Origin of the sequence: Laceyella tengchongensis (assembly GCF_900182735.1) — a bacterium.
Classification (GTDB): domain Bacteria; phylum Bacillota; class Bacilli; order Thermoactinomycetales; family Thermoactinomycetaceae; genus Laceyella; species Laceyella tengchongensis.
The window spans coordinates 147,542-174,051 of record NZ_FXTU01000005.1 but is presented as its reverse complement, the minus strand read 5'-3'; the positions used below and the strand labels follow the sequence as shown (position 1 = coordinate 174,051).

The following is a 26,510-nucleotide window of genomic DNA, read 5'->3' as shown; positions in this document are numbered from 1 at the left end:
AAACAACGCAGATAGATTGCACGAAAACGGTCGATAATAAAGACATCCACCATTCAGGAGAGATCTTTTATGAGAAGACAAAAAATGGCCAGTGACGCTTATAATTCCATGTTGGGCATTTTTAACGGGTTGTTGATCAGCTTGCCCGTATGGGGAGTGCTTTATTTCGTGTGGCGCATGCTGCACCTATGGAGTTGGTAGGTAACACGAGGCGGAAGGTCCCGCTCATGGGGACCTTCCGCCGCTATGTATTCGCTCATGAGATGGCGAACATCAATTCCCCTTCCGCCACTACTTTGTCTCCCACGCGCGCAATGCCTTTGCCTTTGCCCATGCTACCTCTTAAGCGGATCATTTCCACTTCAAGAGTGAGCGTGTCGCCCGGCTTCACTTGCTCGCGGAAACGGACTTTGTCAATGCCCGCAAAAAAGGCCAATTTTCCCTTGTTTTCCTCTAAACCCAGCACGATGACAGCACCTACCTGCGCCAAAGCTTCGATGATCAACACACCCGGCATGACAGGGTAATCCGGGAAGTGTCCTTGGAAAAAAGGTTCGTTCACAGTCACGTTTTTGATACCCACCGCGCGCTTGCCCGGTTCCCACTCCACGATGCGATCTACCAACAAGAATGGGTAACGGTGAGGAATAATTTCTTGAATCTGTTTCACATCACATTTCATGGCTTGCTGTCTCCCTTCACTTCAAAACGATTCCGGTGACCATTTATCCTCATTATAGCGAAACGTATTGTAAAAAACTATGTTGACATGAGAACGAAATCAGGACGGATTCATGACAATCCCTAGCCACTGTCAGATTGCTGGCGGTGTTTCCCGCTCAAATATGCAAAACAGCCGCAACAGGGCTTGTCCCCCGCAACGGCTGCACATTCACAATGATTCCATGCACGATTGCCCAAGAAAGATTACAAGGCAGGTTCCATCTCCATCTCCCGTTCGGCCACTCGCTCCACGGCACGGGCCACTTCCACATGCACCTTGGGATCAAGCGGATGTGGAACCAATTCTCCAGATGCGGTGCAATCGGCGATCGCCTGCGCAGCGGCCACCAACATCGAGTGAGTAATCTCTTTCGCTCCGGCATTTAGCACTCCGCGGAAAATGCCCGGGAAGCCCAACACGTTGTTGACGGAACGCCCATCCGCTGCAAACGCGGCTCCCGCTTTGACCGCTTCTGCTGGTGTGATTTCCGGTTTCGGGTTGGACAGGGCCAGAATCACTTGCCCCTTGCGAACCATCTCCGGCTTGATCAAGCCCGGCACACCTGTCGTGGCAATAACGATGTCACAATGCTCCATCAGCTCCTCGATGGATTGAAGCACCGTGCCTCCGTAACGACGCAACCGCTCTAGCGCCGCCTCTTGGCGGTCAACTCCGCACATCTCTTTGACACCGTAGGCCATGAACATCCGGCAAATCGCCAGCCCAGCGGCACCCAAGCCGATCTGTCCCACGACGGCATCTTTCAAATCAACGCCAGTTGAGCGGCAAGCAGAGATCACCGCAGCCAATGTCACCACTGCCGTACCATGTTGGTCGTCATGCATGACCGGAATCGGCAACTCCTCTTTCAACCGCTCTTCAATTTCAAAGCAATGCGGCGAGCCAATGTCCTCCAACAGAATCCCGCCGAATCCTTGATAAATTTTTTTGATGGTGTTCACCACTTCATCCGGATCGCTGGTATTTAACAGGATCGGAATCCCACTGATACCTGCAAATCGGTCAAACAAAGCCGCTTTTCCTTCCATGACCGGCATGCCGGCCAATGAACCGATATTCCCCAAGCCCAAGATAGCGGTTCCGTCGGTGACAATGGCCACCGTGTTGCCTATGCTTGTATAATAACGGGCCTTATCCGGATCATCCTGAATCACACGGCACACATCCGCCACTCCCGGCGTGTACACACGACGCAAATCAGCGAGCGAACGAATGTCCATCCGGCTTTTCATCTGGATTTTTCCGCCTTCATGGGCACGGAGTACGTCATCAGACACTGCATGGACGTAGATTCCGTTTTCCAATGATTGAATCGATTGAATCACTGCATCTAATTGCTCTTTGCTCTCACAATGAACGGTAATGTCCCGGACAGTGGACAAGGGACCGACTTTAATGGTGGTGATGTCCCCGATATCCCCGCCAGCCATTCCGATAGCAGTTGCCACTTTCCCAAGATTCCCCGGTTTGGACGGGGTTTCTACAATAATGGTTCGAATGATATTGCGTACTGTCATCTGCGCACCCCCTAAATGTTAATCATACAAAATCTCATTTAATAAAAAAAGAATCGGTCTATTTTTACCGATTCTTTCCGCACTCATTCGCGAGGTACCACCCGCAATTGGAACAAATAGATTAATGACGTGATATAGGACAAGATAATTACAGACCAGAGGAAGACATGCGCTTGGGTATAATCCAGCATGAGCATAAATAAAGCGAGATAAAACAGCACCGTCGTCAGTTTGCCGAAAAAATTCGCTGGCAATGTCTTTTTTCCTTGAAGGTGAAAGATCGCCGAGTAGACAATCATCGCCACATCCCGCAAGAATATGGCTGCAGCCTCACCCAGGCTGATTTTGCCTGAAATGAGCAAGGACAAAAAGACCGCCAGCATCATCAGCTTATCCGCAAGAGGGTCCAACATAATACCCAGTTGGGTGATTTGTTGCGTCTTGCGAGCCAAGTAACCGTCCACCACATCCGTCAAACCTGCGAGAAGGATGATCCCAAGTGCCCAATACATGCGCCCAGCCATATCGGAGAAGTACACGGCCAAATACAGCGGTATCAAAAAAAACCGCGCCAAGGTTAATAAATTGGGCAAATTCAATTCTGGATCCCTCCTCACGCCATCAGATAAATGCAAAATCCCCGCCCTACACTTACAAACGGGTCACTTTTTAAAGATCAATTCGTAGATATGCTGCCACATATTCATATCAAAAACGTCACCGGCTGGTTGTTTGCCGATCACCGCATGACCCACAATCAACCCGATGATCAAGGCCGCCAGCAACGAAACAGGCAACCAAGCGATTTTTACAACTTTCTTCCAAGCCGGACGCGTGTCGGCCTCATCCTGTCCCTTAACCTCTTCTGTATATTTCCCACGTTTCTCCTCTTTCGAAACATGTTCCGTCGATTCCGAAACCGACTCTTGACCAGACTCATCGGCCTTTGCAATGTCTTCGGAGAAATCAACGGTATAAGCGGGTTGTTTATACTGAATCTCTGGCTCTTTATCGGCTTCGTCAACCGGAGTCAAGGAGTATTCTTTAAAATCGATGGGAGTCAGTGTGTCTTCTAGAGAAAGGTTGCGTTCAGATTGATTTGGGGCCGGGGATTGGTCGGCCTGAACCGGTTCGTCCAATGCAGATTGGTCTTCTTGCCCAGCGGCAACAGATTTTTGAGCAAGCGGAAGAACCGATGATTGTTTATTGTCCGGACTCTGATGGTCTTGTTCTCTGTCGACGGCACCGCTCTTATCCAAATTAAGATGGGTGTCTTGCACCAATTCATCTTCTTTGCTCCACTTCAGCATCCCCACTGGCAAGGTGTCTTTTTTGGCGCTTTTGGTGGGTTTTGGGCTTTCTTGCTCTTTGGGTTCTGGCTGCTGAGTTGCTTCGGTCAACGAGCTTTTTGCCTCTTCCTGCTGTGCGGGATGAACTTGATCCCGCTTGTTGTTGTCTTGGTTTTTATCTGGGTAACTCATCTGCATTCCTCTCCAAAGGCTTACTTCTCCAATTTGTTTGAAAAAAAAGCTCGTCCAATTTAAAAGGCTTTAGTCATGTCTTGCACTATCATAATTGAATATATCGTAACTATGAACATAAGTCTATACTTACACCGTATAGACGCGGGTCTGTTTCGTTTACAAAAAATAGCACCGGAAGAAGGGTGTAAACGGGGTGTGTATCACTTATACAAAGGATATTATGTCATGCTACCGGTGCCACAACCCGAATAAAATTTAAACTTTCATTGAAACTTCTTGGCATTCTGGTTGCGATCGCCGCTTGTACTTAATTTTTGTCGCTTCCCCTCCTCTTATGTGTCTGATCGACTTATGGTATTCCAGTATCTCTTTCACCTGGTTGGCCAATTCAGGATTGATCTCAGGCAAGCGCTCCGTTAAATCTTTATGGACTGTGCTTTTTGACACACCGAACTCTTTGGCGATCGTCCTTACTGTGTTTCGCGTTTCCACAAAATAATTACCGATTTTAATGGTACGCTCCTTTATATAATCATGCACCCGCCCCGCGCCCCCTTTCGTCATGATTTGCTACATTATATTGGAAGGCACGTTCGGTTATTCTTTGCAAACAAGCCTGGACAAGAATAAACAAGCTTTTTTTTTGGATAAACTATGACAAGATCGCGAAGCCGCGCATAATCCTGTCATGGATGAATGGAATTACCCACAACGCGCAAAAAGGCACTCTCCATCAAGAAGAGTGCCTGTCTTGGATTATTGTTTCGTTTGCGGCAGATATTGGGCCGGATGGACTGCCTGTTGGTCACGTCCGCGAACCTCAAAGTGCAAGTGAACGCCAGCTTCTTTTTCAAACAAGTTGCGACCGGCCTTGCCGATCACTTGGCCCTTTTTCACCATTTGCCCTTGTTTGACCCGGATGTCGTCCAAACTTTGGTAAACGGTGGAAATGCCGCTTTCATGCTTAATTTCTATTTGATGGCCCAACACGGGATGTTCTTCGACGCGGATGACTTTGCCTTCCAGCGCCGCTACCACTTCGAAGCTTTTTCCATCTTTGCGAGCGAAGTCGATTCCAGCATGGGGCCAGAAAGCATTGGCGTAATCAACCAAAGCCGCTTCCCGGTCTTTTTTGGATTTGGCTTCATCATAAAAATCCATGGTTTTGACAGCGCCTGAATTTTTAGCCGTGGGCAACACCATATCATCATCGGTCGGGTTGGCCGGCACTTTTTCTTTAGGCAAGGAGGCGGGGATCGGCTTGTTCGTCTCCGTCACGCGGCTCCCATGTTCTTGGTACAACCAAGCAATGGTTAGGATCAGTGCTGCCGTCACTAGATAAATCGCTGGGAAAAACCACTTCTTCGCAAAAAGTTTTTTCCACTTCAACCGTTTTTGGACTTGTTCAAGAGATGTCACTGTTTTATTTGGTTCCTCAGGTCTCATGCTTCTATCACCTCAGGTACCATTCTCGACGGTTTATTTCCTTTTTATACCCAAGTTGGTAAATGTTTCGTCAATTCATAGGCGTCAGACTCGCGTGCGATTCATCTTCTCGCACCGGACCCGCTCAGACGAAAGAAGAAAGGAATGGTGTCATGAAACCTTTCATGCCAGATCTCGTATACTTTGAACCCGACGCGCTCAAATACCCGTTGGGACAGGAATTGCACGAGAAGTTCAGCGCACTCGGCACCCCCGTCAAAATCACCCCGTCCCACAATCGCATCACTGACCTTCCCGGATCAACCGAGCTGGAAAAATACCGCATCGCCAAACGCACCTTGGTTGTTGGTATCCGCAAAACGCTAAAGTTCGAACCCTCCAAGCCGTCCGCGGAGTACGCAATCCCCCTAGCTACCGGATGCATGGGCCATTGCCATTATTGCTATCTGCAAACCACCCTTGGCAACCGCCCATATATCCGGGTATACGTCAATTTGGAAGAAATCTTCGCCCAGGCGCAAAAATACATCGACGAACGGGCGCCGGAGATTACCCGCTTTGAAGCGGCCTGCACCTCCGATCCGGTGGGGATTGAACATTTGACCGGATCGCTAAAAAAAGCGATTGAATTTATCGCTACCCAACCCTTGGGCAGATTGCGCTTCGTTACCAAATTCGCTCACGTCGACTCCCTGTTAGATGCTGATCACCGCGGCCATACCCGGTTTCGCTTCAGCGTGAATGCCGATTATGTGATCAACCAAATGGAACCGGCCACCTCGCCGCTTTCCGACCGCATCGAAGCGGCTAAGAAAGTAGCTGCAGCCGGTTATCCGCTCGGTTTCATCATCGCACCGATCATGATCTTCGACGGTTGGGAGGAACAATATGCGTCCCTTATCCGCTGGTTGGCAGAAGCCCTGCCTCCCGACCTGCCGGACTTAACTTTCGAATTGATCACCCACCGCTACACCGCGACCGCCAAACGCATCATCGAAGAGCGCTATCCTAAAACAAAGCTGGCGATGAACGAGGAAGAACGCAAAAAGAAATGGGGACGATACGGACGAGTAAAATATGTGTATCCAGATGAACCCATGCGCGAAATAAAAGAAAAAATCCCCGCATGGCTGAAAGCTTCCTTTCCAAACGCCGAGATCAGTTACATCACTTGATAAACCAGAGTAGCAACCGCCTGCGCTTGGCGATGCTTAGTCCAAGCGCAGGCGGTTGATTTCCACCCCTTGGTAGTAATGCTTGATGATCTCATCCACCGCCTTGCCCTGCGCAGCCATCAAGTTGGCGCCCCACTGGCTCATCCCTACTCCGTGCCCGTAACCTTTTGTGGTGATGATGACTTGGCCGTCCTTCACCTGCAATTGAAAATCAGACGAAGGCAAGTTTAATGCTTCTCGCACTTCTCTGCCTTTAAACACTTCCCCGCCAATCCGTACCCGCTCAATCCGCGCGCCTTGCGTCCGGCTGAGGACGGCAAACGACTTGCTGCTTGTGGTTTGCAATGCGGCAACAGCCAACCGTTTGCCGGTCGCGTGTTCCAGCTTGCTCAGAAACACGTCCGGCTTCATGCTGACGCGGCTGATATACTTGGGCGACAATTGATCCCAGGAAGAGTTCACACTGCGCAAATAGGGGTACTTCTCCTTGAAATAATCTTCCGAGTTCTCCGTGCGTCCGTTGCTGGTGGAGAAAAAGGCCGCGTAGATCGGCTTGCCGCCGTAGGTGATAATCTGCCCCGCTGTGGCATGCACAGCTTCGGCCACTCTCCGTTTATTGTTGGGATAGTTGTAACCCCATTTTTTGCGCAACACAGCGTCTGTTGCATATGCTTGGTGCTGCACTGTATCTGTCACATGAGCCCCGCCTGCCTTTTCACCCCATTCTTTGGCATCCAGCACTTGCCCTTTCATCAATCGGCCCACGATGTAGGTGCGGGCCGCCAACGCTTGGGCTTTTAATGCTTCCGAATGGAATTGCGCCGGCATTTCGGCCGCCACCACCCCTTCAATATACGATTCCAAAGGTAGCTGAATCACCCGTTTCTCTTTGCTTAAATAAACACGAACCTGAAGCGAGCCTCGTCCCGCCAGATCCGCCCCATCCTTCCCCGGCTTGTCCCCCGCGTCTGGTGTATCCGCCCCAACCCATGACACCAACAGCGCGGGAATTCCCATGATCACGAGCAACAATCCTGCTATGCCGATGAGTATCCCCCTTGAACCCATAACCGTCATCCTTTCTCCCGTGATCTCTTGCCGCGAGCTTGCAGCAATGAAAGATGCGTTTCTTGATCCCCCGCTCCAACAAGACTACGCTACCAATCTATGAAACAAAAACGGCCCTTTAGAACGAGATAACAGAAAACAGTCGAAAAAGAAGCGGACACAAACAACCGTTCAGTGGAAACGCCAGCTTCCATCAGCAAACCACGGGAAACGAAAACAAGCGGCATCCCAAAGGATGCCGCTTGAGCTGGCTTATCTTATGCGAATGTTTTTTGATGCACTGGACTTTCTTCCTCTTCCGCTACATTCACGCGAGTGATATTCGCGCCCAGCGCACGCAGTTTGCCTACAATATCGACATAGCCGCGGTCAACATGGTGCAGCTCGGTCAATTCGGTCGTCCCTTCCGCCACCAAGCCAGCCAAGATCAGAGAAGCTCCCGCGCGCAAATCGGTCGCTTTCACTTGGGCACCTGACAAGGGGTGACCTCCTTCAATGATTGCCGTGCGGCCGTCAATTTTGATCCGGGCATTCATCCGTTTAAATTCTTCCACGTGCATAAACCGGTTTTCAAACACCGTTTCCGTCAACAGACTATTACCGTCCGCAGTCAATAAGAGGGCCATCATCTGTGACTGAATGTCTGTTGGGAATCCTGGGTATGGCAACGTCTTCACATCCACCGGCTTCAATTTTCCTTCAGCGCGGACATGAATGCCATTCTCCCCATCCAGCACATGCACGCCCATTTCACGTAACTTGGCGATCAGCGGCACCAAGTGGTCGGAGATGGCTCCTTCCACAAACACTTCACCGCGCGTGATCGCTGCCGCTACCATGTAGGTACCCGCTTCGATCCGGTCAGGAATGACCGTGTATTCCGTTCCGCGCAAGAAGTCAACCCCATCAATGCGGATTTCGTCCGTTCCGGCGCCGCGCACCTTAGCGCCCATCGCATTGAGGAAGTTGGCCAAATCGACGATCTCCGGTTCGCACGCTGCATTCTCAATCACTGTGCGTCCTTCCGCCAAAGCGGCCGCCATCATGATGTTTTGCGTCGCTCCCACACTCGGGAAATCAAGGTAGATCGTCGCACCTCTCAACCGGTCGGTGACACGCCCTTCGATGTAGCCATGTCCCGTTTCAAACTGCACACCCATCGCCTCAAACCCTTTTAAGTGCAAGTCGATCGGCCGGCTACCGATAGCACAACCGCCGGGCAGAGGAATGCGGGCATGTTTCTTCCGCGCCAACAAGGGACCCATCACCAACACCGAAGCTCTCATTTTGCGCATCAATTCATAAGGCGCCTCTGTGGAGGCCACCTTCTCCGCGTTGATGGTGACTTGATCTTCTTTCAATTCGACTTTAACACCCAAACACTTCATCATTTGAGTGATCGTCTTCACGTCCTCCAGCATCGGGACGTCCAAAATGGTGATATCCCCACGTGAAGCCAGCAAAGATGCTGCGATCAGCGGAAGCACCGCGTTTTTCGCTCCATGCACCTTCACTCTACCTTTTAAGCGCGCTCCACCTTGAACAATGATCTTTTCCAAAACTCTTCCCCCCATTATTCTAGTATTCTATGGTTATGATGGGCGTTCCGATTGTCAGGACAACCGCGGGCCTTACCGAATCCATCCGTGCGGCCACTTGCAGGTTCATCGAGCCGCGGCCCGTTTCAATGCCCGCAGGCAACACGGGGGAGCGTGCGGAAAGGCTCACAGTGCGGTCTGTCCGCATCCCTTCCACTTCCCTCGCTCCCAACAGAGTCAGCACCTTTTGCGCATATTGCGCTAGCCCGGTCGTCACATTCAATGTTCTGCCTCGGATCGAAAAATGATAATCGGCAATAATTCCATATGATTGCAACAGTCTTGTACAACGTCTCTTCAGTGCTTGAAAGGATTGCGTCGGAACCCCTCGTCCCATCAATTGAAGTGACACGTATGGGGTAACATATTTATCTCCAAGTCTATCATGAATAACAATGAATTTGATTACTGTATTTCCATAACGTTGGTCGACAGCCGTGTATTTTACCCCATCTCGGCCGACGGTCTTATGCACGTTCCCCGTACCCAGCCCATGCGATAAACGTTGTACCCAGTCTTCCAACTGCTGTGCTTGCACGGCTTGACGCAAGCGTCCCCCATGGTGCAGCGTGAAAGCTTCAGGTTGAACGTTCAGGGTGTGCAAAGCAGCTAGCAACCGCTGTTCAGGTTCGATCGGTTGCATCTGGGCCCCTTGCAACAGCAGCGATAGCACAATGAGCAAGCCCCATTCGATTCGGCGCAAATTTTTCATTTTCAACCTCTCCCACGAATTGGCATTATTTCCATTTTTCGCATTCGTGGCAAAGATTATACCTTCCGCTTTTATCGCAACAGGGTACCCACCAACCGCGACCATCCGAGATAGTCGATCACAAACGATGCCAAACCGTGCCCTAGCACAATCGAAATGACCGAAAGCAACAGTCTGGCCTGCATCACCCGGTTGGGGCGAATGAGGACATCCCAACGAACTCCCGTCAGAATCCACCAGCAAAACACGATGCTACCGAGGGAGATGAGGATGTTTACCAATGATTCCATCGCCAGTTGCCCTGCTCCATTCATTTTATGCACACCCCCAATCGCAGGTTCTGCACATGGTATCATGGTACAAAAAAACGCCTTGAATAGCAAAGAATTTTTTATTACAAGTCAGCAACATTAAACCCCCCGCTCGCTTTTCGCAAACGGGGGGTTTCTTCTGCGGCCGCACCGTCACTGGGGTGCACCGTTGGAGGCGATGGACAACATCGAAGTCCAATCCAATTCACCGATAAACGCCAAGAGCGGTTCGGGGAATAAACCCAAGCCGATTGTCCCACCCACTCCCAACAGGATCGCGACCGTAGCCAACCATGGCACCGGCACTTTTTGATCGGAGTAGGGAGGTCGAAAATACATTTGGCGTACAATACCAAAGTAATAGTAGTACGACACAATGGTCGTCAAAATCATCACTGCCGCCAACCATTCCTGATTGTTAAACAGCGTGCTAGTGATCAAATAAAACTTCCCGAAAAAACCAGCGGTCAACGGTAACCCCGCCAAAGATATTAGAAACAGGGTCATGGCTGCCGCCAACCACGGCGAACGCCGGGACAATCCCGCAAACGCGCTAATGCCTCCATGCCCCCGGTCTTTGGTGACGAATTCAATCACTACAAATGCCCCGAAGGTCATGAACAAATACGCGACCAAATAGAACAGCATACTAGGGAACAGGTCAAACGGCACCAAGCCAATCGTTGCAAACGGTACAACGAGGTAGCCGGCTTGGGCAATGCTGGAATAAGCCATTAACCGTTTGGCATTGGTCTGCCTCAAAGCGATCGTGTTGCCCAAAATCATTGACAAAGCAGCGACGATCATCAACATCCACGAGACCACTTCCATCCAGCTCGCGTCGGACATCAACGGGCTGTAAGCCACAAGGAGCACCCGGATGATAAAAGCGAACGCAGCTGTTTTGGACACGATGGCCAAAAAGGCGGCTATCGGCGTGGACGCCCCTTGATACACATCGGGAGCCCACATATGAAACGGCGCAAAGGCAACCTTAAAACCAAATCCCACCATCATTAAGAAGAGGGACAAGTAAATAAACAAGTGCCCTGAGCCGCCCATCCCTTCGGCGAAACGTTGGCTAATTTCAAACAAGTTCGTGCTACCTGCAAGGCCGTAGGCAAACGACATCCCATACAGGATGAACGCGCTGGAAACTCCCCCGAGCACCACGTATTTCCAAGCCGCTTCATTGGCTTCCCCTTGCTCTTTGCGGATGCCCACCAAGATGTAGGAGGAAAGGCTCAGCAGTTCCAATCCCACAAACAATGTGATTAAATCAGCGGAGGAAACCATCACCATCGCCCCGAGCAAGGCAGTGAGGAGCAGATAGTAGTATTCGCCTTCCCGCGACTTCCACTCTTCCTGCCCCGACGCCAGGGAAAGCAGAAAGACCCCGGCGGTTCCGGCCAGCAAGATCGCTTTGAACATCAAGCTAAATGAATCGATGCGATAAGTATCATCCAAGATCTGATAGGGCTCATGCCCGAACGCCATCGTCACGAACACACCAGCCAGCACGACCGCCGCTAAGCCGAACCAGCCGATCACTTTGCGCGAACGCGATTCCTTCAGCAACAAATCAATGATGGAAAGGAGGGCGGCGGCAGAGACAATCACCAACTCGGGCGCCATCACCCTCAGATCAAAATCGAGCAATATTTGTTCCACGCCTCTACCCTCCTATTCCCGCTAAAATAACTTCCACTGTCTGTTCCATCGGATAGGCCAGCACAGCCGGATAAACCCCGATGACTACGATTAAAAACACCAGTGTAAACAGGGAGCCAACTTCCCATCCTTTGACGTCAGCCGTGTCGCTAAAGCGCTCCTTGAGCGGCCCAAAAGTGGTTTTTAAGCAAGCGCGCAACGTGTACGCCGCCGCCAGCACCAACCCTAGCGCTCCCACTGCGGCCACAATCGGCCGTTCTTGAAACAATCCCAAGAAGGCCATGAATTCACTGATGAATCCTGACAATCCCGGTAACCCCAACAAAGCCATCCCCCCGAACAAGAGCAAACCCGACAGGATCGGCATCGGCTTGGCAAGGCCCCCGAGTTCGTTTAGCTCCGTCGTTTTGGTCCGCTCATACAGGCTACCGACGATAAAGAAGAGCAAGGCTGAAATCAACCCATGGGATACCGATTGGAACACCGCCCCCTTTAAGCCAGCCTCATTCATCGCAGCCAAGCCGAACAGGATGATGCCCATGTGGCTGACACTGGAATAAGCCAGCACCCGTTTCAGCTCCGTCTCCACAAAGGCCAGAATGGCTCCATACAGGATATTCACCAATCCCAATACGGCCAGCACCGTCGCCGCCCGGTCCATCAATCCAGGAAAGAAACCGACGCCAAAGCGAATCAGCCCGTAGGCGCCCATTTTCAACAATACGCCAGAGTGAATCATCACCACTGGAGTGGGGGCCTCTACATGCACCCGCAACATCCAGGAGTGGAAAGGGAACATCGGAAGCTTGATTGCAAACGCCACGATCAGCGAAATAAAAATCAACCAAACCAAGCTTACCTGTTGCGGTTCCAACAGATGGAGCTGTTTGACCAGCCCGCCCGCCTGTTGTTGAATGGTTGCATAATCCAGTGAACCCGATAACAAGAGCAAACCGATCATGGCAAACAGCAGAAAGCCAGAGCCCAGCCCGTTGTAGAGCAAAAAGTGGTTAGCTGCTTTCTCCCGCCCTAGGAATCCCCAAATACCGATCAAGAAAAATGCCGCAACCAACGTCACTTCAAAGAAGATAAAGAACAAGAAGAAGTTGGCGGACAGAAAAACCCCGTTCATCCCGACAAGCAACAGCAACAACAACGTGTAATAAGCTTTGGTACGCTGTTTCACATACACAGAAGCAATGGCGGCCAATGTGGCAACAAGGCAGGTCAGCACCACCAGCGGCATCGACAGGCCATCCACTCCCATGCTGTAATTGAACACAAGCTTGGTCGCCGGAGCTTGCCGATTGATCAAGCCCAGCGGAATGTCAAACCACGGTATCGACTGCGCCCATTGTAGCCCTTGCTTCAATGGGTCAAACCGCCCAAACATCACCAACGCCAGCACCAATGACGGCAAGGTTCCCGCAATCCCCACCATGCGGTGGGCGCGGGTCTTATCTTGGGGCAAGAAAAGCAAGACGGCGAGGCCGATCAAGGGCGCGAAAGTGATGAGTGTCGGCAGTGCGTTTAACCATTGGGTCATTGGAACAACCTCCCCGCTGTCAAGCCGACGAATAATAGGACAAGTCCGATCACGCTAATCAAGGCATATGTTTGCGCCTGACCTGTCTGCAACCGGGAACCAAGGCCGCCGAACGCCGACATGAACCAGCCGCTCAAGTGGACGAGACCACCGATCACAAACCGGTCCCAGCCGTTGAGCACCCAACCGAACCCTTTGAGCGGCCAGACAACCAACACTTGGTAGCACTCATCCACATAGTATTTGCGCAACACCAGCTGATGGAGCCATGGTACGGCTTTTGCCCACTTGGTAGCATCCCATTTGCGCACGCCGTACATCATCGTCGCCAAGCCCATTCCCAAGACAGACACCAAGATGGCCACCACCGGCAACCAGAGCGGAGCTCCGGTCTTAGCCGACACAGGCGCCAGCCAATGATCGAACCAGTGTCCGGGCAGATTGGCCAAACCACTTGCCGTCGCCATGACCGCCAGCACAGCGAGTGGAGCCATCATCACGGTAGGCACGGCTTTGGTCTGAGCCTGGCCGCGACTTTCACCCGCGAAAGCGAGGAAAAAGAGGCGGAACATGTAAAATGCAGTGAAGAACGCCGCCAACAAGCCGATAACGAACAAATCCATTCTCCCTGCCTGATAAACGGCCGCCAGAATTTCATCTTTGGAGAAAAATCCGGCAAACGGAGGAATCCCCGCAATCGACAGACAGCCAATCAAAAACCACACACCCAGCCAGCGATGCGTTTTCCACAATCCCCCCATCTGACGGAGATCCTGTTGATGGTCGAACGCGGTGATGACCGCCCCAGCCGCCAAGAACAACAGCGCTTTAAAGAATGCATGCGTGGTCAAATGAAACACGCCTGCTGTATAACCCGCCGAGCCGAGCGCGAGCATCATGTAGCCCAATTGGCTCACTGTGGAGTAAGCCAACACGCGTTTGATATCGGTTTGCGCAATCCCGATGGTAGCGGCAAACAGTGCTGTAAATCCGCCAACATAAGCCACTACATCCATGGCTAAGTCCGATGCCGCAAACAGAAAAAAGAGATTGGCTACCAAGTACACGCCTGCGGCCACCATCGTCGCGGCGTGGATCAGCGCGCTGACCGGCGTGGGGCCCTCCATCGCATCGGGCAACCAGGTATGGAGTGGAAATTGGCCCGATTTGCCCACAGCACCGACAAATATCAGAATGGCGACCAATGACAGCCAGCCTGCGTTCAGTTGTCCGCTACTCACTGCCTTCGCCAGCGCATCCACTTCAAAACTGCCCACGCGCCAGAAGATCAGACAGATGGCGATAAACAGGCCGATGTCTCCGATCCGCGTAACAATGAACGCCTTTTTGGCGGCCTTTTTGGCCTCCGGTTTCGTATACCAAAAGCCGACCAACAAGAAAGAACAGACCCCAACCAATTCCCAGAATACATAAATCTGCAACAGATTGGCCGACATCACTAAGCCAAGCATCGAACAAGTGAATAGGGACAGATAGGCGTAAAACACGTGAAACCGCGCATCAGCATGCATGTAACCGTAGGAGTAAAGCTGAACCAATAAGCTGACGCTGGTCACGATCAACAACATCAATACTTGCAAAGGTCCCAACGTCACTGACAACTGGACCATTTGGTCTTCTATGGATAACCAGGGGAACTGCCATGCCAACAGTGGCCCTCCAATCGCGCTGTTCCACACCAGTGGCAGCGTCAACAGAAAGGAGAGCCCGGTCGCCACGATCCCCATTCCCGCAATGACAGGTTTCGCCCATTTCTTGCCCATGAGCAGAAACAGAAAGGCGAGAAAAGGAAAGAGGGGAATCAGCAAAGCAACATTTGTGCCCATATTGAATCCTTCCTTCTTTTGTTCTGATTAGAACGTATTTTGCATTCTGACCGTGAAAACGGCGCATTTCGGACGATCAGCCTTTCATCGAATTGTAACGATCCGCTTCAGCCGTTTCGCGGTTGCGGTACAATGCGATGAGAATGGCGATACCGACAGCGGCTTCCGCGGCCGCCACCGTGATCGTGAACAAAGTAAAAACTTGACCGGTCACTCCCGGGAACAATCCGTATTTGGAAAAAGCGACAAGATTGATGTTCGCCGCGTTGAGCATCAATTCGATCGAAAACAGCACCAGCACGGCATTGCGCTTGGTGAGCACGCCATATAAGCCAATGACGAAGAGGATCGCCGCCAAAGCCAAGTAAGAAGTAAGTGTGAGCGTCATTTTTTCCCCTCCCTCTTGGCCAAGATCACGGCCCCCACCAAGGCCACCAGCAGTAGCACCGATGTCAATTCAAATGGGATGACGTATTGTTTAAATACACTTCCCCCCAATTGTCCCACCGTGGCCGCTGCCTTTTGGGGCGCTTGGCTAACCAGTGGAGACCGGTAAATAACCCAAATGAGCAAACCGAACAACGCCCCAGTCGCGCAAAAACTGATGATGCTATGCCAGGAGCTAATGGATGGTTGCTCTTCCTCTTTATGCTTGGTCAGCATGATGCCGAACAACATGAGAATCGAAACCGCACCCGTGTATATGAGAATCTGGATCACCGCCAGAAATTCCGCTTCCAGCAACAAGTAGATCCCCGCAATACTGAAAAAAGTAAATGCCAGCGACAAAGCCATGTGAATGACGCGGGTAGCATTAATCATGAAAACGGCTCCGCAGATCGCCATGACTGACAGGATGAAAAACGCGATGAACTCGCCGGAAAACTGAAAACTCATTTTGCTTTTCCCCCTGCTTTCGGCATGAGATTGGTGCTGTTTTCCGAACGGATGTGAGTGTTGTTGTTGTGGAGCCAGTTTAAATCCTTAAACAACTCATCCCGGCTGTACACCGCCAATTCGAAGTTGTTTGTCATCACGATCGCTTCCGTCGGGCACACTTCTGTGCACAAATCGCACAAGATGCAAATTTCAAAATTAATGTCGTAGGTATCGATGACTTTGCCCTTTTGTTCCGGATCTGGATGCTTCTTGCCCGTCAACGTGATGCAATCCGTCGGGCAGATGCGCGCACATTGGTTGCAGACAATGCATTTTTCAGGATCAAAATGCTGAATTCCGCGAAAGCGATCTGGCATGACCAGCGGCTCATCCGGATACTTGTAGGTGACTTTGGGTTTGGCCATATTTTTTAGGGTAATGCCCAACCCTTTAACCAGTCCTAACATCGCCAATCACCTTCCCGTTCAATAGAATTTCCCCAAGAAGGGGACTTCTTTTAACAGCGCCGTCACCAGGATGTTCAACAGTGCCAGCGGCAACAATACTTTCCAAGCGAATTGCATCAGCTGGTCGACACGAATCCGCGGGAACGTCCCTCTCAACCAGATGAGGAAGAATACGATAAACCCGAATTTCAACACAAACCAAACGATCGGTGGGATAAAAGTAAGGCCGAACGGCGCATTCCAGCCTCCCAGATAAAGCACAGTGGTCAAAGAAGCCATCGCAAACATGTACACATATTCCGTCAACATGAAGAAGGCGAAGCGGAATCCCGAATATTCCACATGATAACCGGCCACCAACTCCGACTCCGCTTCCGGGAGGTCAAACGGGGTTCGGTTCAATTCCGAGATGGAAGCGATCAAAAAGACGACGAACCCAATCGCCTGCGGGAAGATGAACCAGACCTCTTTTTGCGCTTCCACAATCTCGTTCAGGTTGAGCGATCCCACAGTCATGATGATGCCCACCACTGACATCACCAGCGGAATCTCATAACTGATCATTTGCGCCGCAGAACGCATCCCGCCCAAAAGCGCGTATTTGTTATTTGAAGACCAACCGCCAACTAAGATCGCAATGATGGTAACGCTGGACAAGGCCAGATAATACAAAAGTCCCACCGCAAAATCGGCGAATTGGATGGTGTCGGTGAAAGGAATCACCGCCAGGATGGCAAACGCCGGAATAAACGCCAGCGCGGGGGCGAGCTTAAACAGGGCCAAATCCGCTTTTTTCGGTGTGACATCCTCTTTGAGAAGCAGTTTGAGCACGTCAGCGACGGTCTGCAACAGCCCCCACGGCCCCACACGATTGGGCCCGATGCGGCCTTGTATCCATCCAAGCACTTTCCGCTCAAAAAAGATTGCGTATGTAACAAACCCCAACACGATCAAGAGCAAGATCACCGGACCCAGCACTAGCCACGGATTCATCAACCGTCCACCTCCCCAAGCACGATGTCGATTCCGCCCAAGATGGCGACCAAGTTGGAGATGTTTTGGCCCTTTAACAACTCAGGCAAAATCTGCAAATTATAAAACGATGGGCGTCGGAACTTCAGGCGCCAAGGCTTATCCTTGCCTTTGCTGACAATGTGGCAACCCAACTCTCCCCGCGGCGACTCGATCCCCACGTAAACCTCACCTTCCGGTACCCGAAGCACACGTGGTACCTTGCCCATAATCTTGCCCTCAGCGGGAAACGCGTTAACCGCCTGTTGCAAGATATTGAGCGACTCCACCACCTCATTCATGCGACACATGTACTTCTCATACAAGTCACCCGTTTTGCCCACAGGCACATTAAATGTGAAACGATCATAGATCGAATACGGCTGTTTTTTGCGAAGGTCCCAATCGACACCCGTCACCCGCAAATTGGCGCCGGACAACCCGTAATCTAATGCCATCTTGCGGTCATAAACGCCGATTCCTTTGGTGCGTTGCTTGAAGATCTCATTGCCAGAAATCAACCCATGGTACTCCACCATCTGTTTTTGCATGTATTCGACAAAACTTCCCACTTTGTCAATCCATCCAGGGGGGGCATCCCATTTCACGCCGCCCACACGCATGTAGTTGTAGGTGAGCCGCGCTCCGCACAATTCATTAAACAAATCCAAAATCTGTTCGCGGTCGCGGAATGCGTATAAAAACGGGCTTAACGCTCCGATGTCCAACAGGTAGGTTCCCATCCAGACCAAATGGCTGGCGATGCGGTTCAGTTCCATCACGATCACGCGCAAAAACTCCGCCCGCTCAGGGACTTCCAACCCCATCAACCGTTCAGTCGCATGTACGATCGCATAGTTGTTGGTCATCGCCGACACATAATCGAGACGGTCAGTGTACGGAATGATTTGCGTATAATTCAAATCCTCAGCCAACTTTTCCGTTCCACGGTGCAAATAACCGATCACCGGCTCCGCGTCCACAATGGCTTCCCCGTCGATTTTAACCACCAAGCGCAGCACCCCGTGTGTGCTCGGGTGTTGCGGGCCGACGTTCAATAACATCTCTTCCGTTCGAAGCAAGGGTCACACCTCCTTATCCAGCGGTTCATAATCTTTGCGAAGTGGATGACCGACCCAATCGTCCGGGAGCAAGATGCGCCGCAAATCGGAATGATCGGTGAAATGTATTCCCATCAAGTCATACGCCTCACGCTCATTCCAACCAGCCGCGGCCCACACATGGGAGACGGTCGGCAACACCGCTTCCTCCCGGTCCACCTTGACGCGGACGGCCACTTGATGTTGGTGTGCAAACGATACCAGCTGATAACACACTTCCAGATGCGTCTCATAATCCACACTGGAGAGATTGCGCATATAATCAAACGCCAGCGCCTCGTCTTCTTTCAAGAATCGGGCAACTTCGCTCCAATGTGCCCGGTCGATCACCAAGGTGGGGATATGCCCGCTGGGGCGGTTGATATATGCCTCCACCACCGCTTCCGGATGGCAACCCTCCTTGATTCGGGCGACAAACTGTTCCAGCAACGGCTGCATCGGAGAGGGTTCCTCCGGTTTCTTTTCTTCCGCTTTCTTGGCTCCGGCCGGACGAGGTCTAGCGCCGGACGCCGGTCGGGCTCGCCCTGTCGGAGTCGCCTTGGCTTTCCCTTGGGCCTCTTCTCCGGTCTTCCCCCCAGCGGCGGGAGCACCTTTATCCGCATTGGCTTCGGTCCCCTTGGCTTCCATCTCGCTCATGCCTTGGCCGGTTTCCGGTTTCTTGTTTTTGTCCCCTTGTTCACTCATTGACTGGTCACCCTCTTCCCATGCTTGGCCTCATAGCGAATCTTCTCCTGCAATTTGTGGATGCCGTAGATCAATGCCGCCGGATTGGGTGGGCAACCGGGGATGTATACGTCCACAGGCACGATCTGATCGACTCCCTTTACCACAGCGTACGATTTGACGTAAGGTCCACCTGCCGTCGCGCAGGAACCCATGGCGATCACCCATTTGGGCTCAGGCATCTGATCATAGAGCCGGCGCAACAAGGGGGCCATCTTTTTGGTGACAGTTCCCGCTACAATCATCACATCCGACTGACGGGGTGAAGCGCGGAAAAACACGCCAAAACGGTCTAGATCATAGTGCGAACCGCCCGTTCCCATCATCTCGATAGCACAGCAAGCAAGCCCGAATGTCAGAGGCCACATGGAGTTGGAGCGCGCCCAAGCCTTCACCTGCTCCAAGCTGGTGAACAAGACGTTTCTTTCCAACTCCTGTTGCTCAAACGGCGTCATCTGTTCAAAATTTACTCCCATTCCAACACCTTCTTTTTCCAAGCATAAGCCAAACCCAGCACCAGGAAGAAAATGAAGATCAACATTTCCACAAGAATAAATAGTCCCACATCCGAGCGAAGGACATCATAACTGACCGCCCACGGATACAGGAAAACAGCTTCCACATCAAATATCACAAACAGTAACGCAAACAAGTAGTACCGGACGTTGAACTGAACCCAGCTGTCACCCTTGGGATCAACACCGCTCTCATACGTGATCGCCTTATCGGGGGTGGGATTGTGCGGACGAAGCACGCGTCCCAGCGACAAGGCCACAATCGGCAACGCGATGCCGATCAAAAGGAAGATAGCGAGTTGCAAGTGGGTGGGATCAAGCGCCATATTTATCCCTCCTAGCGGAAAATGAAGGAGACGGATCTGTCATCCGTCTGTAAAAACGCTTACATCAATCAAATTCGGGCAGGGGATTCCGCCTAAAAAGCGCCCCGCGAACACTTCCCTCACTCCGAGGTTCCCCACGGGCCTGACAACCCCTCAGGGAAGCCTGCCACAGCATGTGATTCCCTTCTGCAACAGCGCAAAAAAAGGGGGGCACCCACCCTGCTCCAAAAAAAAGCAATCGCGCCTAACAAACCAAACGAACTTCACTCTGGACACCTTCTATGCCAGAGTGCGCCTGGTGAAGATGTCCGGCGGCGCAATACCTCATCCCTATTCACTTCACTTGCCCATCGGTGCTCATTGGGAAATGATGTTTCCGCCGCCTCACATGTGTCAATTGGACTTGTCAGACACACCACAACGTATCAGGCGCATTCATATATAAAACTTAAAGAGATACATAAAAAATAGCCCGTTTCTATTGTTTGATTATACAACACTTTCCTAATTGTGAGAAGGTTGACGAAAACGACGAAAAATTGTCCCATTTTCTACGTTGACGAAATGCTGTTTCTAGCCTGGGCCTGGTCACTCCTAACATAAGCGAATATTCCTGCATTTATGCCGAAAGAATAAGCGGAATGAACAGCAACCCTTGCCTTGGCCCCCTCTTTGCATTCATCATTACCTCAACAACGCCCGCGCCTCCCTATGTTTTCAGGGTAAAAAAAAGAGGACTTTAGCTTCACTAAAATCCCCTCCAATAGCACAGCGACTTCTTTAAGCGCCACGCCAATTATACGCCGGCCGACTTAGCTAAGATCGTCACTTTGTCAGGGCGCACTTCAATAAATCCGCCACTGACAGAAATGACCTCTTCTGAACCGTCTTTCTTAATTCGCACCGTATCCCCTTTGAGCGGGCTAACAAAGGGGGCGTGTTTTGGGAGAATCCCAACATCCCCATTGGCCGCACGGGTGATGACCATTTCTACTTGTTCTGAGTAGACGACCTTTTCAGGTGTCACAATGTCCAACTGAATTTTGCTCATGTGGGCGTCCTGCTACTCCCTCGGGTGTCATCTTGGTATCAGCCAAGCGACGTACCTTGTAGCAGTGATTCACCTCCCCATCTCGAGTTGAGGCTAGCTAAGAAAACTGCCTGGCAGAAACCCGATTCCTCTCCGCCAGGCAGAATGTTATGGTTTAACGGGTGTAACCCATCGATTTCGCTTTTTCGATCGCGTCGTCAATGGTTCCCACCATGTAGAACGCATCTTCTGGCAGATCGTCGTGTTTGCCTTCCAACAGCTCTTTGAAGCTGCGAACCGTTTCTTTCACAGGCACATACACACCTGGTTGGCCGGTGAATTGCTCAGCCACGTGGAAGTTTTGAGAAAGGAATTTCTCTACTTTCCGCGCACGGGCTACCAGTTGTTTGTCTTCATCAGACAACTCATCCATACCCAAGATCGCGATGATGTCTTGGAGTTCTTGGTAGCGTTGCAGGATTTGTTGCACGCCGCGAGCTACACGATAATGCTCTTCCCCGACTACATCTGGGGTCAGAATACGAGAAGTGGACGCCAATGGGTCTACCGCCGGATAGATCCCTTTTTGGGTCAGGCGGCGCTCCAAGTTGGTGGTTGCATCCAAGTGGGCAAAGGTGGTCGCCGGAGCCGGATCGGTGTAGTCGTCCGCCGGTACGTAGATCGCTTGCACCGATGTGATCGAACCGGTTTTGGTAGATGTGATCCGCTCTTGCAATTGACCCATTTCCGTAGCCAAGGTCGGTTGGTAACCTACCGCGGACGGCATGCGGCCCAACAACGCAGACACCTCAGAACCTGCTTGTGTAAAGCGGAAAATGTTGTCTACGAACAACAGCACGTCTTGCCCTTCGCTGTCACGGAAATGCTCAGCCATGGTCAAGCCAGTTAAAGCCACGCGCATCCGTGCACCCGGCGGCTCGTTCATCTGACCGAAGACCATCACCGTTTTGTTGATTACGCCAGAATCTTTCATCTCGTGGTACAGGTCGTTCCCTTCACGGGTACGCTCCCCTACCCCTGCGAATACAGACAAACCACCGTGCTCTTGGGCAACGTTGTTAATCAACTCTTGGATAAGTACCGTTTTACCTACACCCGCACCACCAAACAGACCAATCTTACCACCTTTTGCGTATGGGCAAAGCAAGTCAACGACTTTAATACCCGTTTCCAACATTTCCGCTTGGGTGGATTGATCCTCAAAGCTCGGTGCCGGACGGTGGATAGGCAGATATTCGTCTGAAACGACCGGACCCGCTTCGTCGATCGGTTCCCCCAATACGTTGAATACGCGTCCCAATCCCGGACGGCCCACCGGAACGCTGATCGGCTTACCTGTATCAACCGCTTCCATGCCGCGAACCAATCCGTCGGTGGATGCCATCGCTACTGTACGAACAATATTGTCACCCAAGTGGATGGCAGCTTCTAACACCAGTTCACTTCCATCGTTACGTCTAACTTTAATCGCGTTATAAATCTCAGGCAATTGGCCGCTTTCAAATTGCACGTCCACAACCGGGCCCATTACCTGAAGCACACGTCCAGTGCTCATCTCGTTCCCTCCTTAAACTGCATTTGCATCTATCAAAACGGGATGGCCAACCCGCTAATCGTTGCTTCGTTCAACTCATCGCTTGTTCTATTCCAGCGCAGCCGCCCCACCGACGATCTCCGCAATCTCTTGCGTGATAGCCGCTTGCCGCGCCCGGTTGAATTGCAACTTCAGCGATTCAATCATTTCCGTAGCGTTGTCGGTCGCATTGCTCATCGCGTTCATTCGAGCGGCGTGTTCACTCGCTTTACCATCTAAAAGAGCGCTATAGATAAGTGCTTCTGCATAACTTGGAAGCAGAGTGGACAACACCTCTTCTTGGGATGGCTCATACTCGTAAACGGTTTTTCCAGTTTGGCTGGACCCCGCCAAGTCATCCCCAGCCAGCGGCAACAAGCGTTTTTCCGTCGGACGCTGAACCACTGGGTTGACAAACTCATTGTACAAGAGGTACAGCTCATCAAACTTCTCTTCCGCATAGAAACGAACGGCTTGCTCCGCAATTTCTTTCACATCGGCAAACGTTGGCGAATCGGACAAACCTGTCACTTCATTGATGACAGGGTAATTGCGTTTGCGTAGGAAATCGCGTCCTTTGCGCCCGATCACAAAGATCACGTATTCATCTTTGCTTTGGTGGCGCTTGCTCAGTGCAGACACCAGCATGCGCAATAGGTTTGAGTTGTAGCCGCCAGCTTGGCCGCGGTCCGAAGTGATGATCAGATAACCGGTTTTTTTGATTGGACGGGAAACGAGCATCGGGTGGTTGGCATTTGTCGTGCTTTGAGCGATGTTGATGATCACATCGCGCAACTTCTCCGCATATGGACGCGCCGCCTGCGCTTGCTCCTGTGCGCGGCGAAGTTTGGCCGCAGATACCAGTTTCAACGCTTTGGTCGTCTTTCTGATATCCTCTTTAGCTTTAATGCTCCGCTTAATGTCCCGCATCGATTGTCCCATGTGTTCACCGCCTTTCTGTTGCCGATCGTTCGTCGAGCCGCCGCTTTCTTACACGTGAGCGGCTCAACCGAGCGTCGGCAGTGAAAACTTGTCTTCCTGCTTAGTTAGATGCCACAAAACTTTTTTTGAACGCAGCAATCGCTTCGAGCAGTTTCTTCTCGTTGTCTTCCTTCAGCTCTTTCTTATCAACGATGTCTTTCAGCACATCTTGATGGTTCGCGTCAAGGAAAGCGTGGAACTCCGCTTCGAAACGGCGAACGTCTTCAACCGCGATCTCATCCAAATGGCCTTTGGTTACCAAGTAGAGGGACACCACTTGTTTCTCAACGGACAGCGGTTCATGCTCACCTTGCTTCAAGATTTCTACGACGCGTTTTCCGCGCTCCAGCTTCGCCATGGTCGCTTTATCCAGGTCAGAACCGAATTGTGCGAACGCCGCCAACTCGTAGTATTGGGACAAGTCCAGACGCAATGTACCGGACACTTTTTTCATCGCTTTGATTTGTGCAGATCCCCCTACGCGGGATACGGAAGTACCTACGTTTACCGCCGGGCGCACACCGGAGTGGAACAGGTTGGACTCCAGGAAGATTTGTCCGTCGGTGATGGAGATCACGTTCGTTGGGATGTAAGCAGAGATGTCACCCGCTTGGGTTTCAATGAACGGCAAGGCTGTCAACGATCCGCCACCGCGCTCATCGGAAAGTTTCGCTGCACGCTCCAAAAGGCGGGAGTGCAGGTAGAATACATCCCCAGGATACGCCTCACGGCCTGGCGGACGACGGAGCAACAAGGACAGCTCACGGTATGCAGCCGCTTGTTTGGACAAGTCATCGTATACGCAGAGTACATGTCCGCCGTTGTACATGAAGTATTCACCCATCGCACAACCCGCATACGGAGCCAAGAACAACAGCGGAGCCGGGTCAGACGCGCCAGCCACAACGACGATGGTGTATTCAAGCGCACCAAAACGACGCAACTTCTCTACCACTTGCGCTACGGTAGAAGCCTTTTGGCCGATCGCCACGTAAACACAGACCATGTCCTTGCCTTTTTGGTTGATGATGGTATCAAGCGCCACCGAGGTTTTACCGGTTTGGCGGTCACCGATGATCAGCTCGCGCTGACCGCGGCCGATCGGAACCATGGAGTCAATCGCTTTGATCCCGGTTTGCAACGGCTCATGCACCGATTTACGGTCAATAACGCCAGGTGCTTCCGATTCGATCGGGCGGAATTCAGTGGTTTCGATCGGACCTTTGCCGTCCAGTGGCTGTCCGAGCGGGTTCACAACGCGACCCAACAGTGCTTTACCCACTGGCACTTCCATCAGGCGACCCGTGCGTTTCACTTGGTCTCCTTCACGAATATCTTGATATGGGCCCAAGATAACGATACCTACGTGGTTTTCTTCCAAGTTCAGCGTCATACCCATCACACCATTGCTGAACTCAACCAGCTCACCAGCCATGGCATTTTGCAGGCCGTGCGCGCGGGCAATACCGTCCCCGACATTGATAACGGTGCCTACATCGGTCACTTCGACTTCGGCACGGTAATTTTTGATCTGCTCTTTAATAAGAGAGCTGATCTCTTCCGGTTTAATGCTCATAATGGTTCACCCCAATCTTTCCGTCTGTATGTTCTATCCGATTCTGCCCAGCTTCAACCCATCCTGAAAACGGGCCAACTTCGTCTTCAGGCTTCCGTCAAACAACCGGTCGCCCACTTGCACGATCACGCCGCCTAGGATGTCGGAATCCACTTTTTCGGTGATTTGAATCTTCTTGCCGATAATCGGTTCAAACGCTTTGACGATCTCCGCCTTATTCTCCTCAGTGAGGGGGAACGCGGTCGTCACTTGCGCTTCAGCAATCCCTCTCGCTTCGTTGGCCAACTCATTAAACGCTTGCGCCAGATCGAACACGATGTTCTCGCGGCGACGGTCAGCCAATACGTACAAGAGGTTCTTCGTGTATTGGTTCACATCCGCGAACAGCTTGTCAAACACTTCACGCTTCTTGGCGGAGGAAGTGGAAGGATGGCCTAGCCACGCCACCAGCTCAGGGGAAGCGTTAAATGTTGCCGTCACTATTTTTAGATCTCGCTCCACGCCATCCAAGCATTTCTGTTCTTCGGCGACCTCAAACAATGCTTTGGCGTATCGCTTCGCTACTACCGAGCTGGTCATTGCACTCTGCCTACCTGCTCAAGGTAACGACCCACCAGCTCAGCTTGGGCTTTGCCATCCAGTTCTTTCTCGATCAACTTGGATGCGAGCTGAACGGACAGGGCACCCACTTCATCGCGCAAACTGGCAAGCGCTTTTTCTTTCTCGCGTTGAATTTCATTGGTCGCCTCTTTGATCATGCTCTCAGCGCGCTCTTGCGCTTTGGCGATGATCTCTTCCGCTTCACGCTCTTTTTGCGCTTTGGCGCGTTCGATGATCTCTTTCGCCTCTAGGCGGGCTTTTTCCAGCGCTTCGCGTTGCTCTTTGATGAGATCCTCCGCTTCTTTGCGGCTTTTCTCAGCAGCCTTGATCTGGCCGTCGATGTGCTCTTGACGTTGCCTCATGGTGTTCAGCATTGGACGAAGAGCGTATTTGGAAACGAGCAGCATTAAAATGATAAATGCGATAAGCTGGAATACCATCGTACCCCATTCAATACTTAACACTTGATTCACTCCCTTCAGACTTGCGGGAACTTGTGTATGCAAATTACGAATAAAAGGCTTAATCATAAGCAGACGGGGAATAGAAAAACATATTCCCCGTCAT

The 26,510-nt window shown here is 51.6% G+C and carries 28 protein-coding genes and 1 pseudogene; 2 read left to right on the top strand and 27 right to left on the bottom strand.

Annotated features, from left to right (window positions below):
• Positions 1 to 69 precede the first annotated feature (69 nt).
• Positions 70 to 201 (top strand): hypothetical protein, encoded by a 132-nt coding sequence (locus QQZ12_RS11795; protein WP_262983044.1) that lies wholly within the window; start codon positions 70 to 72, stop codon positions 199 to 201.
• Between the two features lie 55 nt (positions 202 to 256).
• On the opposite strand, the gene fabZ is transcribed toward QQZ12_RS11795, so the two are convergent.
• The 6 genes from fabZ to QQZ12_RS11765 all read right to left on the bottom strand — a co-directional run bounded on the left by fabZ (position 257) and on the right by QQZ12_RS11765 (position 5,192).
• Positions 257 to 682, bottom strand: coding sequence for a 3-hydroxyacyl-ACP dehydratase FabZ (gene fabZ, locus QQZ12_RS11790; RefSeq protein ID WP_054095791.1), 426 nt, complete (start codon positions 680 to 682; stop codon positions 257 to 259).
• A 245-nt stretch (positions 683 to 927) separates the two neighbouring features.
• Positions 928 to 2,262 (bottom strand): NAD-dependent malic enzyme, encoded by a 1,335-nt coding sequence (locus tag QQZ12_RS11785; protein WP_102993627.1) that lies wholly within the window; start codon positions 2,260 to 2,262, stop codon positions 928 to 930.
• An 83-nt stretch (positions 2,263 to 2,345) separates the two neighbouring features.
• Entirely contained in the window at positions 2,346 to 2,861 is a 516-nt protein-coding gene (locus QQZ12_RS11780) for a CDP-alcohol phosphatidyltransferase family protein (RefSeq protein ID WP_022737409.1), read from the bottom strand.
• 63 nt (positions 2,862 to 2,924) lie between these two features.
• Complete coding sequence (locus QQZ12_RS11775) at positions 2,925 to 3,743, bottom strand: DNA-directed RNA polymerase subunit beta (RefSeq protein ID WP_189318924.1); 819 nt, start codon at positions 3,741 to 3,743, stop codon at positions 2,925 to 2,927.
• Between the two features lie 258 nt (positions 3,744 to 4,001).
• Positions 4,002 to 4,286 carry a sporulation transcriptional regulator SpoIIID gene (gene spoIIID, locus QQZ12_RS11770; RefSeq protein WP_022737407.1) on the bottom strand — a complete coding sequence of 95 codons (285 nt, stop codon included), beginning with the start codon at positions 4,284 to 4,286 and terminating at the stop codon, positions 4,002 to 4,004.
• Between the two features lie 216 nt (positions 4,287 to 4,502).
• Positions 4,503 to 5,192: a M23 family metallopeptidase gene (locus tag QQZ12_RS11765; protein WP_284724463.1), complete on the bottom strand. Its 690-nt coding sequence runs from the start codon at positions 5,190 to 5,192 to the stop codon at positions 4,503 to 4,505.
• 152 nt (positions 5,193 to 5,344) lie between these two features.
• Between QQZ12_RS11765 and splB the strand changes: the two genes are divergently transcribed.
• Positions 5,345 to 6,367 carry a spore photoproduct lyase gene (gene splB / locus QQZ12_RS11760; protein WP_102993630.1) on the top strand — a complete coding sequence of 341 codons (1,023 nt, stop codon included), beginning with the start codon at positions 5,345 to 5,347 and terminating at the stop codon, positions 6,365 to 6,367.
• Positions 6,368 to 6,403: 36 nt separating this feature from the next.
• On the opposite strand, the gene spoIID is transcribed toward splB, so the two are convergent.
• The 21 genes and pseudogenes from spoIID to atpF all read right to left on the bottom strand — a co-directional run bounded on the left by spoIID (position 6,404) and on the right by atpF (position 26,407).
• On the bottom strand, positions 6,404 to 7,435 hold the full coding sequence (gene spoIID / locus QQZ12_RS11755; protein WP_102993631.1) for a stage II sporulation protein D: 1,032 nt from the start codon (positions 7,433 to 7,435) through the stop codon (positions 6,404 to 6,406).
• Positions 7,436 to 7,692: 257 nt separating this feature from the next.
• Entirely contained in the window at positions 7,693 to 8,994 is a 1,302-nt protein-coding gene (murA, locus tag QQZ12_RS11750) for a UDP-N-acetylglucosamine 1-carboxyvinyltransferase (protein ID WP_102993632.1), read from the bottom strand.
• Between the two features lie 19 nt (positions 8,995 to 9,013).
• A complete protein-coding gene (locus QQZ12_RS11745) occupies positions 9,014 to 9,745 on the bottom strand; it encodes a YwmB family TATA-box binding protein (RefSeq protein ID WP_189318925.1) in 732 nt (243 codons plus the stop codon).
• Positions 9,746 to 9,816: 71 nt separating this feature from the next.
• Positions 9,817 to 10,059: a DUF1146 family protein gene (locus tag QQZ12_RS11740; RefSeq protein ID WP_102993634.1), complete on the bottom strand. Its 243-nt coding sequence runs from the start codon at positions 10,057 to 10,059 to the stop codon at positions 9,817 to 9,819.
• A 150-nt stretch (positions 10,060 to 10,209) separates the two neighbouring features.
• Positions 10,210 to 11,727, bottom strand: a complete 1,518-nt coding sequence (locus QQZ12_RS11735) for an NADH-quinone oxidoreductase subunit N (protein WP_223247993.1) — start codon at positions 11,725 to 11,727, stop codon at positions 10,210 to 10,212.
• Positions 11,728 to 11,731: 4 nt separating this feature from the next.
• A complete protein-coding gene (locus QQZ12_RS11730; RefSeq protein WP_102993635.1) occupies positions 11,732 to 13,273 on the bottom strand; it encodes a complex I subunit 4 family protein in 1,542 nt (513 codons plus the stop codon).
• Entirely contained in the window at positions 13,270 to 15,120 is a 1,851-nt protein-coding gene (nuoL, locus tag QQZ12_RS11725; RefSeq protein WP_106341795.1) for an NADH-quinone oxidoreductase subunit L, read from the bottom strand. Before nuoL ends, QQZ12_RS11730 begins: the two co-directional genes overlap by 4 nt.
• A 76-nt stretch (positions 15,121 to 15,196) precedes the next feature.
• On the bottom strand, positions 15,197 to 15,508 hold the full coding sequence (gene nuoK / locus QQZ12_RS11720) for an NADH-quinone oxidoreductase subunit NuoK (protein ID WP_102993637.1): 312 nt from the start codon (positions 15,506 to 15,508) through the stop codon (positions 15,197 to 15,199).
• Positions 15,505 to 16,017 carry an NADH-quinone oxidoreductase subunit J gene (locus tag QQZ12_RS11715; protein WP_102993638.1) on the bottom strand — a complete coding sequence of 171 codons (513 nt, stop codon included), beginning with the start codon at positions 16,015 to 16,017 and terminating at the stop codon, positions 15,505 to 15,507. The genes nuoK and QQZ12_RS11715 overlap by 4 nt, the downstream gene beginning before the upstream one ends.
• The gene (gene nuoI, locus QQZ12_RS11710; RefSeq protein WP_022737395.1) at positions 16,014 to 16,466 is read right to left on the bottom strand and encodes an NADH-quinone oxidoreductase subunit NuoI; all 453 of its coding nucleotides are present in this window, start codon (positions 16,464 to 16,466) and stop codon (positions 16,014 to 16,016) included. The genes QQZ12_RS11715 and nuoI overlap by 4 nt, the downstream gene beginning before the upstream one ends.
• Before the next feature lie 18 nt (positions 16,467 to 16,484).
• Positions 16,485 to 17,459, bottom strand: a complete 975-nt coding sequence (gene nuoH / locus QQZ12_RS11705; RefSeq protein ID WP_102993639.1) for an NADH-quinone oxidoreductase subunit NuoH — start codon at positions 17,457 to 17,459, stop codon at positions 16,485 to 16,487.
• Complete coding sequence (locus QQZ12_RS11700; protein ID WP_102993640.1) at positions 17,459 to 18,559, bottom strand: NADH-quinone oxidoreductase subunit D; 1,101 nt, start codon at positions 18,557 to 18,559, stop codon at positions 17,459 to 17,461. The genes nuoH and QQZ12_RS11700 overlap by 1 nt, the downstream gene beginning before the upstream one ends.
• Before the next feature lie 3 nt (positions 18,560 to 18,562).
• Positions 18,563 to 19,282, bottom strand: a complete 720-nt coding sequence (locus QQZ12_RS11695; protein WP_102993641.1) for an NADH-quinone oxidoreductase subunit C — start codon at positions 19,280 to 19,282, stop codon at positions 18,563 to 18,565.
• Positions 19,279 to 19,797, bottom strand: a complete 519-nt coding sequence (locus QQZ12_RS11690; protein ID WP_022737391.1) for a NuoB/complex I 20 kDa subunit family protein — start codon at positions 19,795 to 19,797, stop codon at positions 19,279 to 19,281. Before QQZ12_RS11690 ends, QQZ12_RS11695 begins: the two co-directional genes overlap by 4 nt.
• Entirely contained in the window at positions 19,788 to 20,162 is a 375-nt protein-coding gene (locus tag QQZ12_RS11685) for an NADH-quinone oxidoreductase subunit A (RefSeq protein ID WP_102993643.1), read from the bottom strand. The genes QQZ12_RS11690 and QQZ12_RS11685 overlap by 10 nt, the downstream gene beginning before the upstream one ends.
• An 805-nt stretch (positions 20,163 to 20,967) precedes the next feature.
• Positions 20,968 to 21,213 (bottom strand): annotated as a pseudogene (gene atpC, locus QQZ12_RS11680) (ATP synthase F1 subunit epsilon); the annotation flags it as partial.
• 154 nt (positions 21,214 to 21,367) lie between these two features.
• Positions 21,368 to 22,768, bottom strand: a complete 1,401-nt coding sequence (gene atpD / locus QQZ12_RS11675; protein ID WP_022737388.1) for a F0F1 ATP synthase subunit beta — start codon at positions 22,766 to 22,768, stop codon at positions 21,368 to 21,370.
• A gap of 87 nt (positions 22,769 to 22,855) precedes the next feature.
• Positions 22,856 to 23,728 (bottom strand): ATP synthase F1 subunit gamma, encoded by an 873-nt coding sequence (atpG, locus tag QQZ12_RS11670; protein WP_022737387.1) that lies wholly within the window; start codon positions 23,726 to 23,728, stop codon positions 22,856 to 22,858.
• A gap of 100 nt (positions 23,729 to 23,828) precedes the next feature.
• Positions 23,829 to 25,343 carry a F0F1 ATP synthase subunit alpha gene (gene atpA, locus QQZ12_RS11665; protein WP_102993644.1) on the bottom strand — a complete coding sequence of 505 codons (1,515 nt, stop codon included), beginning with the start codon at positions 25,341 to 25,343 and terminating at the stop codon, positions 23,829 to 23,831.
• 33 nt (positions 25,344 to 25,376) lie between these two features.
• Positions 25,377 to 25,922: a F0F1 ATP synthase subunit delta gene (locus QQZ12_RS11660; protein ID WP_102993645.1), complete on the bottom strand. Its 546-nt coding sequence runs from the start codon at positions 25,920 to 25,922 to the stop codon at positions 25,377 to 25,379.
• Positions 25,919 to 26,407: a F0F1 ATP synthase subunit B gene (gene atpF / locus QQZ12_RS11655; protein ID WP_022737384.1), complete on the bottom strand. Its 489-nt coding sequence runs from the start codon at positions 26,405 to 26,407 to the stop codon at positions 25,919 to 25,921. Before atpF ends, QQZ12_RS11660 begins: the two co-directional genes overlap by 4 nt.
• Between the last annotated feature and the right edge of the window lie 103 nt (positions 26,408 to 26,510).

What these genes read in the sequence shown, in the direction of transcription:
- QQZ12_RS11795 (WP_262983044.1), top strand. Translation starts at nt 70, where the DNA reads ATGAGAAGACAAAAAATGGCCAGTGACGCTTATAATTCCATGTTGGGC.
- fabZ (WP_054095791.1), bottom strand. Translation starts at nt 682, where the DNA reads ATGAAATGTGATGTGAAACAGATTCAAGAAATTATTCCTCACCGTTAC.
- QQZ12_RS11785 (WP_102993627.1), bottom strand. Translation starts at nt 2,262, where the DNA reads ATGACAGTACGCAATATCATTCGAACCATTATTGTAGAAACCCCGTCC.
- QQZ12_RS11775 (WP_189318924.1), bottom strand. Translation starts at nt 3,743, where the DNA reads ATGAGTTACCCAGATAAAAACCAAGACAACAACAAGCGGGATCAAGTT.
- QQZ12_RS11765 (WP_284724463.1), bottom strand. Translation starts at nt 5,192, where the DNA reads ATGAGACCTGAGGAACCAAATAAAACAGTGACATCTCTTGAACAAGTC.
- splB (WP_102993630.1), top strand. Translation starts at nt 5,345, where the DNA reads ATGAAACCTTTCATGCCAGATCTCGTATACTTTGAACCCGACGCGCTC.
- spoIID (WP_102993631.1), bottom strand. Translation starts at nt 7,435, where the DNA reads ATGGGTTCAAGGGGGATACTCATCGGCATAGCAGGATTGTTGCTCGTG.
- QQZ12_RS11745 (WP_189318925.1), bottom strand. Translation starts at nt 9,745, where the DNA reads ATGAAAAATTTGCGCCGAATCGAATGGGGCTTGCTCATTGTGCTATCG.
- QQZ12_RS11740 (WP_102993634.1), bottom strand. Translation starts at nt 10,059, where the DNA reads ATGAATGGAGCAGGGCAACTGGCGATGGAATCATTGGTAAACATCCTC.
- QQZ12_RS11730 (WP_102993635.1), bottom strand. Translation starts at nt 13,273, where the DNA reads ATGACCCAATGGTTAAACGCACTGCCGACACTCATCACTTTCGCGCCC.
- nuoL (WP_106341795.1), bottom strand. Translation starts at nt 15,120, where the DNA reads ATGGGCACAAATGTTGCTTTGCTGATTCCCCTCTTTCCTTTTCTCGCC.
- nuoK (WP_102993637.1), bottom strand. Translation starts at nt 15,508, where the DNA reads ATGACGCTCACACTTACTTCTTACTTGGCTTTGGCGGCGATCCTCTTC.
- QQZ12_RS11715 (WP_102993638.1), bottom strand. Translation starts at nt 16,017, where the DNA reads ATGAGTTTTCAGTTTTCCGGCGAGTTCATCGCGTTTTTCATCCTGTCA.
- nuoI (WP_022737395.1), bottom strand. Translation starts at nt 16,466, where the DNA reads ATGTTAGGACTGGTTAAAGGGTTGGGCATTACCCTAAAAAATATGGCC.
- nuoH (WP_102993639.1), bottom strand. Translation starts at nt 17,459, where the DNA reads ATGAATCCGTGGCTAGTGCTGGGTCCGGTGATCTTGCTCTTGATCGTG.
- QQZ12_RS11695 (WP_102993641.1), bottom strand. Translation starts at nt 19,282, where the DNA reads ATGAGTGAACAAGGGGACAAAAACAAGAAACCGGAAACCGGCCAAGGC.
- QQZ12_RS11690 (WP_022737391.1), bottom strand. Translation starts at nt 19,797, where the DNA reads ATGGGAGTAAATTTTGAACAGATGACGCCGTTTGAGCAACAGGAGTTG.
- QQZ12_RS11685 (WP_102993643.1), bottom strand. Translation starts at nt 20,162, where the DNA reads ATGGCGCTTGATCCCACCCACTTGCAACTCGCTATCTTCCTTTTGATC.
- atpD (WP_022737388.1), bottom strand. Translation starts at nt 22,768, where the DNA reads ATGAGCACTGGACGTGTGCTTCAGGTAATGGGCCCGGTTGTGGACGTG.
- atpG (WP_022737387.1), bottom strand. Translation starts at nt 23,728, where the DNA reads ATGGGACAATCGATGCGGGACATTAAGCGGAGCATTAAAGCTAAAGAG.
- atpA (WP_102993644.1), bottom strand. Translation starts at nt 25,343, where the DNA reads ATGAGCATTAAACCGGAAGAGATCAGCTCTCTTATTAAAGAGCAGATC.
- QQZ12_RS11660 (WP_102993645.1), bottom strand. Translation starts at nt 25,922, where the DNA reads ATGACCAGCTCGGTAGTAGCGAAGCGATACGCCAAAGCATTGTTTGAG.